Origin of the sequence: Arthrobacter sp. CAN_A1, assembly GCF_015751665.1 — a bacterium.
GTDB lineage: Bacteria > Actinomycetota > Actinomycetes > Actinomycetales > Micrococcaceae > Arthrobacter_D.
This window is the reverse complement of record NZ_JADOUR010000028.1, coordinates 1-5,597: the sequence shown is the minus strand read 5'-3', so window position 1 is coordinate 5,597 and position 5,597 is coordinate 1. Positions and strand designations below refer to the sequence as shown.

The 5,597-nt window shown below is 60.3% G+C and carries 6 protein-coding genes and 1 pseudogene; 3 read left to right on the top strand and 4 right to left on the bottom strand.

The window, feature by feature from the left end; all coding sequences use genetic code 11:
* Window positions 1–190 precede the first annotated feature (190 nt).
* The 3 genes from IWX62_RS15940 (at window position 191) to IWX62_RS15930 (ending at window position 2,239) form a co-directional block, all read left to right on the top strand.
* Window positions 191–460, top strand: coding sequence for an SHOCT domain-containing protein (locus IWX62_RS15940; RefSeq protein ID WP_333483489.1), 270 nt, complete (start codon window positions 191–193; stop codon window positions 458–460).
* A gap of 498 nt (window positions 461–958) precedes the next feature.
* The gene (gene ppk2 / locus IWX62_RS15935) at window positions 959–1,831 is read left to right on the top strand and encodes a polyphosphate kinase 2 (protein ID WP_196842394.1); all 873 of its coding nucleotides are present in this window, start codon (window positions 959–961) and stop codon (window positions 1,829–1,831) included.
* A 36-nt stretch (window positions 1,832–1,867) separates the two neighbouring features.
* Window positions 1,868–2,239: a hypothetical protein gene (locus tag IWX62_RS15930; protein WP_196842393.1), complete on the top strand. Its 372-nt coding sequence runs from the start codon at window positions 1,868–1,870 to the stop codon at window positions 2,237–2,239.
* Between the two features lie 73 nt (window positions 2,240–2,312).
* Here IWX62_RS15930 and IWX62_RS15925 read toward each other — a convergent pair whose 3' ends face one another.
* From IWX62_RS15925 to IWX62_RS15910, 4 genes and pseudogenes are all read right to left on the bottom strand, one after another.
* On the bottom strand, window positions 2,313–3,074 hold the full coding sequence (locus tag IWX62_RS15925; RefSeq protein ID WP_196842392.1) for a hypothetical protein: 762 nt from the start codon (window positions 3,072–3,074) through the stop codon (window positions 2,313–2,315).
* Window positions 3,074–3,820 carry a hypothetical protein gene (locus IWX62_RS15920; protein ID WP_333483488.1) on the bottom strand — a complete coding sequence of 249 codons (747 nt, stop codon included), beginning with the start codon at window positions 3,818–3,820 and terminating at the stop codon, window positions 3,074–3,076. Before IWX62_RS15920 ends, IWX62_RS15925 begins: the two co-directional genes overlap by 1 nt.
* Before the next feature lie 112 nt (window positions 3,821–3,932).
* Entirely contained in the window at window positions 3,933–5,264 is a 1,332-nt protein-coding gene (locus tag IWX62_RS16390; protein WP_333483487.1) for an S-layer homology domain-containing protein, read from the bottom strand.
* Window positions 5,265–5,435: 171 nt separating this feature from the next.
* Window positions 5,436–5,597: pseudogene (locus IWX62_RS15910) on the bottom strand (IS30 family transposase); the annotation flags it as partial.

The following is a 5,597-nucleotide window of genomic DNA, read 5'->3' as shown; positions in this document are numbered from 1 at the left end:
GGGCAGATCCGATGGCCATGACCGGGCAGTTTTCATGGCCACCAGCGGGCAGTAATGCTGGCCACCCGTGGGCACCTTTAACTGGCCCTTGACAGCCGTGCGTGATGAGGGGACCAAAGGCACTATTCCCGATGCTGATAGATAGCGATGATGGGTCAGGGACCACCAGATTCTGTTCCTGGTCGGATCGATGACGAAGGGAATTCCAGTGATGTATTGGAACGGCGACATGGGGGAGTGGGGCTACGCCCTGATGGGGATGAGCTTCCTGCTGTTCTGGGGTGCTGTGATCACCGGTATTGCCTTGATTTGGCGATCTATCGGTAATGCTGGACAGCGTGGAGGTCAGTACCCTTCCTCGCGGACTGCGGAAGATCTGTTGGCCGACCGGTTCGCCCGAGGTGAGATCGACGAGACGGAGTATCGCAGTCGGGTTGCAGTGCTAAAAGGTCATGCTTGATCCAGCCGCCCTCTTCGCCCGCGCTACCGACAAGGTTCAGCGCTTCGATCATCATCACGTCGTTGGGCGCTATCAGTCGCAATAACGCTGCATCCCAGTTGGCCGCATTGTCTCCGGAAGTTCCAGTGCCTACTAGACGAAGGAGTGGTAACGCGTCGTGCCATCACAATGACCAGTTGGTGGAGTGAGAGTCGTCTGTCCTTGAACACGGTTGCCTGAGCTGCACTGTCCGGTTTGACCTGGTTCCCGCTTTGGTTCGCGTTGCCGCTGCTGGTGCGTCTCGGATGATCGTCGGGCTGCTGTCGGGGACCACAGCCGAGAACGCGATCGACGGGCTTCACGCCATCGCACCAGGAGAGTTCACTAGAGGTTCAGTGGCGCCTGCCGCACAGCCTGAGGACGTGGAGGACCAACTGTGGGACCATCAAACGTTGTTTGAATCCGGTTACAGCGGAAGCACCTCCCTGAATTGTGCTGGTCTGGGGCAGAATGTGAGGTGTGGTCAAGAAAACGTCTCATGAGCCAAGCTCCCTAGTCCTATCCAAAAAGGACTACGAAAAGGAGTTGCTGCGCTTGCAGGAGGAACTGGTCGCCCTGCAGGAATGGGTGCGCGCCACCGGTACTCGGTTGGTCGTTATCTTCGAAGGACGCGACACCGCCGGCAAGGGCGGAACGATCCAACGCATTAGCGGTGCGCTCAACCCGCGCTTTTGCCGCGTGGTTGCCCTCCCGGCGCCGACCGAACGCGAACGATCGCAATGGTATTTCCAGCGCTACATTGCCCACCTGCCTGCGGCCGGGGAAATTGTGCTGCTCGACCGGTCCTGGTACAACCGGGCCGGGGTGGAGCGGGTGATGGGTTATTGCACTGATGAACAGTATGCCGACTTCGCCGGCGCGGTCCCCTTGCTTGAGGAGGCCTTGATCTCGGATGGAATCATCCTGGTGAAGTACTGGTTGAGTCTCTCCGACTCGGAGCAGCGCCGCCGATTCCGGAGCCGCATCGATAACCCTGCCAAGCGTTGGAAGCTGAGCCCCATGGACCTTGAGGCGCAAGCCCGCTGGGTTGACTACGCCGAGGCCAAGGACAGGATGTTTGAGTTCAGTGATACTGAACGCAGCCCGTGGTGGGTGGTCAACGCCGACAACAAGAAAGAGGCCCGGCTTAACCTCATGGCCCATCTGCTGTCGCTCTTGCCCTATGAGCGGCGGACGTTCCCGAACATCGAATTACCCGAACTCCAGAACCGGATCTACGAGCGACCGCCGTTGGACCACCAGCGGTTCGTGCCCGAACGCTATGAGGTCGAGAAGTCAAAAAAGGCGCCGAAGGGGAAGAAGGGTGATTCCGTCCTGCATAAATCCCGTTGAGTAAATTGATCATCCTTGATCCAGTATCGTTATCGGGTGGTTACACGACGTGAAGCAGCTCAGATCCTCGATATTCCTCTTGAAATGGCACACCGTCACGGTATCCCCGCCAGACTGTCAGAGGCCGAATTGACCGAACTTTTGGACAATCCGCCAGCTTGGCTCGTCCAGTCAAAGGCCAACCGGACAAGCAAGCGGCCTGTCTGGGTCCAGCTGACCTGCGTGGTTTGTGGTTTCTCGGAAGCCGCCCGGCCTAAGAAATGGTGGCCGCAGTTCACCTATGTCTGCTGCGGCCTTCACGGCCTCGCTGACATCCCGCCGGTATTGCCCGGCCAGGTTCGCAGCGAGTACGAGGGAATTGGCAGCCGGTTCATCGGCATCGTCGATCTAGAGGTACCCGTTTCCTGAAAGTTGGTGTCCGGCGATGATCCGTAGCGCAGGGTGAATGGTTGCGAGCCGAACAACAACTGGGGCGTGAGCATCAGTCAGCCTCTGACGCAGGATAGTGAAAGACATCCACCGAGTTTCCGCGGTAGTGGAACCGGATGACGCTCCCGTCCGGCGGACCTGCTACGTCGCTGCCCCCTGACAGGGGCCACGCGCCGATGTCGGCTGAGAGATCAACCCCGGGCGGTACGCAGTTGGCGCCGTCGACCGTACGACGCGAACGATCGATGATCATGAAGCAATGGAGGCCACGCCTATTCATGGAAAACCACGGTTCGAGGCCCTCATACGGTTCGTAGCCGCGAATGCTGGACGGATTGACATCGGCGTCCAGGACGGACAGCATCGAGATCACTACTTCATCTCCCTCCTCAGCGATTTGATGCAACGTGGCATCGGGATCGGGTCTGAGCCACTCCACCGTGTAGGCCAGGCCAAAAATGATCCCCAAAGCAGCCACAAGCCAGTTACGCCGGGATCGTGTGGCAGTAGTGCGATGCCACAGCGACCGCCATGACACTCCAGAGGACGCCGCCGCGATGTCGGCTTCCGAATCCGGCCCCTCATCACCTGAGTCGGACCAGGCGAAGGCGGCCACCGGGGCGTCCTCCGCGGCCGCGGTGGATTCATCCGTCTCGGCTCCCTGAGCCGACCTCGCAGCGCGTCTCGCTTCCAGCTCGGTGAGCCTTGCCAGCGCGGCTGGGTCATCCTCGATGTTGTGATGCGGGCCGTATGCCCTCCGGCGAAGGTCGGCCAGTTCACGCATGGCATCGGGCGGGAGCGACGAGGCATCCATCAGCCGTCCCGGGGCATGAGGTAAACGTAGGCATCCACAGTGTCGCCCCGAAACGTAAACCGGATAATGCCCTCGCCGACTAGCCCGTCGAATCCTTCGAACCCGTCGCCGGAAGACGAGACGTCCATGATGAGATCAGCCGGGGGCGGAGCGCAGCGCGATTCTGACAGACTCCCACTGGCCCGGTGCACCGCTACGAGGCATGGAGAGCCGAATGCGTTCAATCCGGACCAGATCTCGAGGCCGTGATACGTCCCGTACGCGCGGAGGTTGGAGACATCGATCTGATACCAGGATGCTTCCTCAAGCACTAGTCTTTGAACCTGTCTGTCCGCCTCGGCCAAGGTCGGGTGCAGAGTGGCCGCGGGACGCAGCGCGGATATGAGGAGGATCGTCACAACGATCCCCCCAGCAACCGCCAGAGCACCAATCGTCCACGCGAGGCGACTTCGCCACACCGCTTGAGCGCGTTGCGATAGCGGTAGCGAACCTTCCTTCGCGAGCTGGGACGGTTGAGCAGTGGCGGGGTTCGTCGGCTCCGGCGCCTCCTGATCTTCACCGGGAATACCGGGAGTATTGGGAGCATCCGTCCGAGCCGTGACGTCAGCGCGATGCGCCGCTTCAAGTTCGCGTAACCTGGCGAGAGCTGGGGAATCGACACCGATGTCGGGATCCGGCCCGTATGCCCGCGCGCGCAGTTCATCGAGCTCGCGGTCGACTTCGGAATCGTGGGTGAAGTCTTGCACAGCTGAAAGGTACACCCGCGAGATTTGTGAGTCTACGGGTGCTCACACGTGGGCACCCGTAGACTCACAGCCCTGCCGCGCGGCTGGACGCCGGCCGACAGAACGGCACGGTCTATGGCTGTTCGTTCACCATCTCGGCGTAGCGGAACATAAATGCTGCCATTGCATCGCGGTTCACTGGTTCGAGCGCCCGGAAGGTCTTCTGTCCGTCAGGCTCGGTCCAGCCGGTGCTGATGCCGGTGGACGCGAGCCAGGCGATGGCCTCAAAGTGTTCTTGATCGACGCTGATGTCCGCAAAGGGCGACGGCGTTTGTGGATCGGTGTCTGGTTCGCCAGCGAACCGGTAGAGGAACGCGGCCATGGCGTCGCGGGCGATCGGGCTCAGTGGGCGGAATACTTTATCGCCGTTCCCGTTTGTCCATCCGGCGCTGATTCCAGTGGACTCGAGCCAGGCAATCTCCTTGTAGTACATGCTCTCGGTCGAGACATCGGTAAACGGGGATTCCTTCGGTGCGTCGTAGTCCGGCGATCCCGCCAACCGGTACACGAAAGCCGCCATCGCGTCGCGGGCAATCGGAGTAACGGGACGGTAGGTGTTGGTTCCATTCGGCCCGGTCCATCCTGTGGTTACTCCGGAGGATGCGAGCCACGAAATTTCGTCATGGAACAGCAGGCCCGGCGGCACATCGGCAAAGGACTTGGCTGGGAAATAGGTGACGGCGGGGGCTTCGCTGGTCTGGCCAACCTGGACCGTTATGACTGCGGCACCGGACTTGAGAATCGCTCCGGAAATCCATTGCCCTGCGTGGGTTAGAGGCCGAAGATCGCTACCACTCGTCGGGAAAGGCTCGCTCAGATACAGGCGGTAGGAGCCTTCGGGCAATCCTCGAAACTCCAGCTCCGGGGTATTTCCTATTGCAATCTCCATCGCTACAGCGTCGGGAGAGTAGCCGCACGGTTCCCCTGTCTGTGGACGTGCTCGAACAGGGAGTTCAGTACGCCCGGTAGTTGGATAGGCGAAGACACAGGTCATCTGAACGTCAGCCATCCTCTCTATGTTCAGAGCAATAGTCCCGCTTTCCGGCAGGGCGAGACTTTCGGCAGTTACGACAGGATCATTGACCAGGATGCTTCCCGCCGTGGTGAACGATGAGCCTCCGCCGTACCACGTGGGGGCAATGACCAAGGAAGAGTGAACCATCATGCTGAACTGGAGCTTGTACTCTCGTCCGGGCGCGAGACCTGGCAAGGCGTAGCTTCCGTCAGGTTCCACCTCCGCATAGGAGGCGGATTCGGGATAATCAGCTGTATCGTACGCGGAGACAATGAGGCGTGATTCGCCCTTGCCGGTTACCGACCCCTGGATGGTGGCACCGGTGGCTAGGTCGAGATCAACACCCGTTGTTGGTCCATTACCGACGCTGACGAGTTCCGCGTCCGACACAGCGAACGCGTCGCCGTAGTACTCCGAAACGAGGTTCCCTGTAGCGTCGCTAACGCGAACGGTGTACTGGCCGGGGCGCAGCCCCTGGACAGTGAACGATCCATCATCACGATGGGCAATTGCATGGCCGAAAAGATAGGAATCCTCTTCGACAACCGAGACATCTTGGTGTCAAGCGGTGGTAGCAACATTGTTGTTGAGTAGTTTGGTGAAGACTTCTCGTGGTGTGAGGTAGCCGAGGGTGGCGCGGGGTCGGTCGTTGAGTTCGTCGGCGATGGCGTCGAGGTAGGGCTGGTGGCTGGTGATCTCGATGCCTTTGGGCAGGTACTCCCG

Coding starts and splice junctions, on each gene's coding strand:
- IWX62_RS15925 (WP_196842392.1), bottom strand. CDS start 3,074: ATGGATGCCTCGTCGCTCCCGCCCGATGCCATGCGTGAACTGGCCGAC.
- IWX62_RS15940 (WP_333483489.1), top strand. CDS start 191: ATGACGAAGGGAATTCCAGTGATGTATTGGAACGGCGACATGGGGGAG.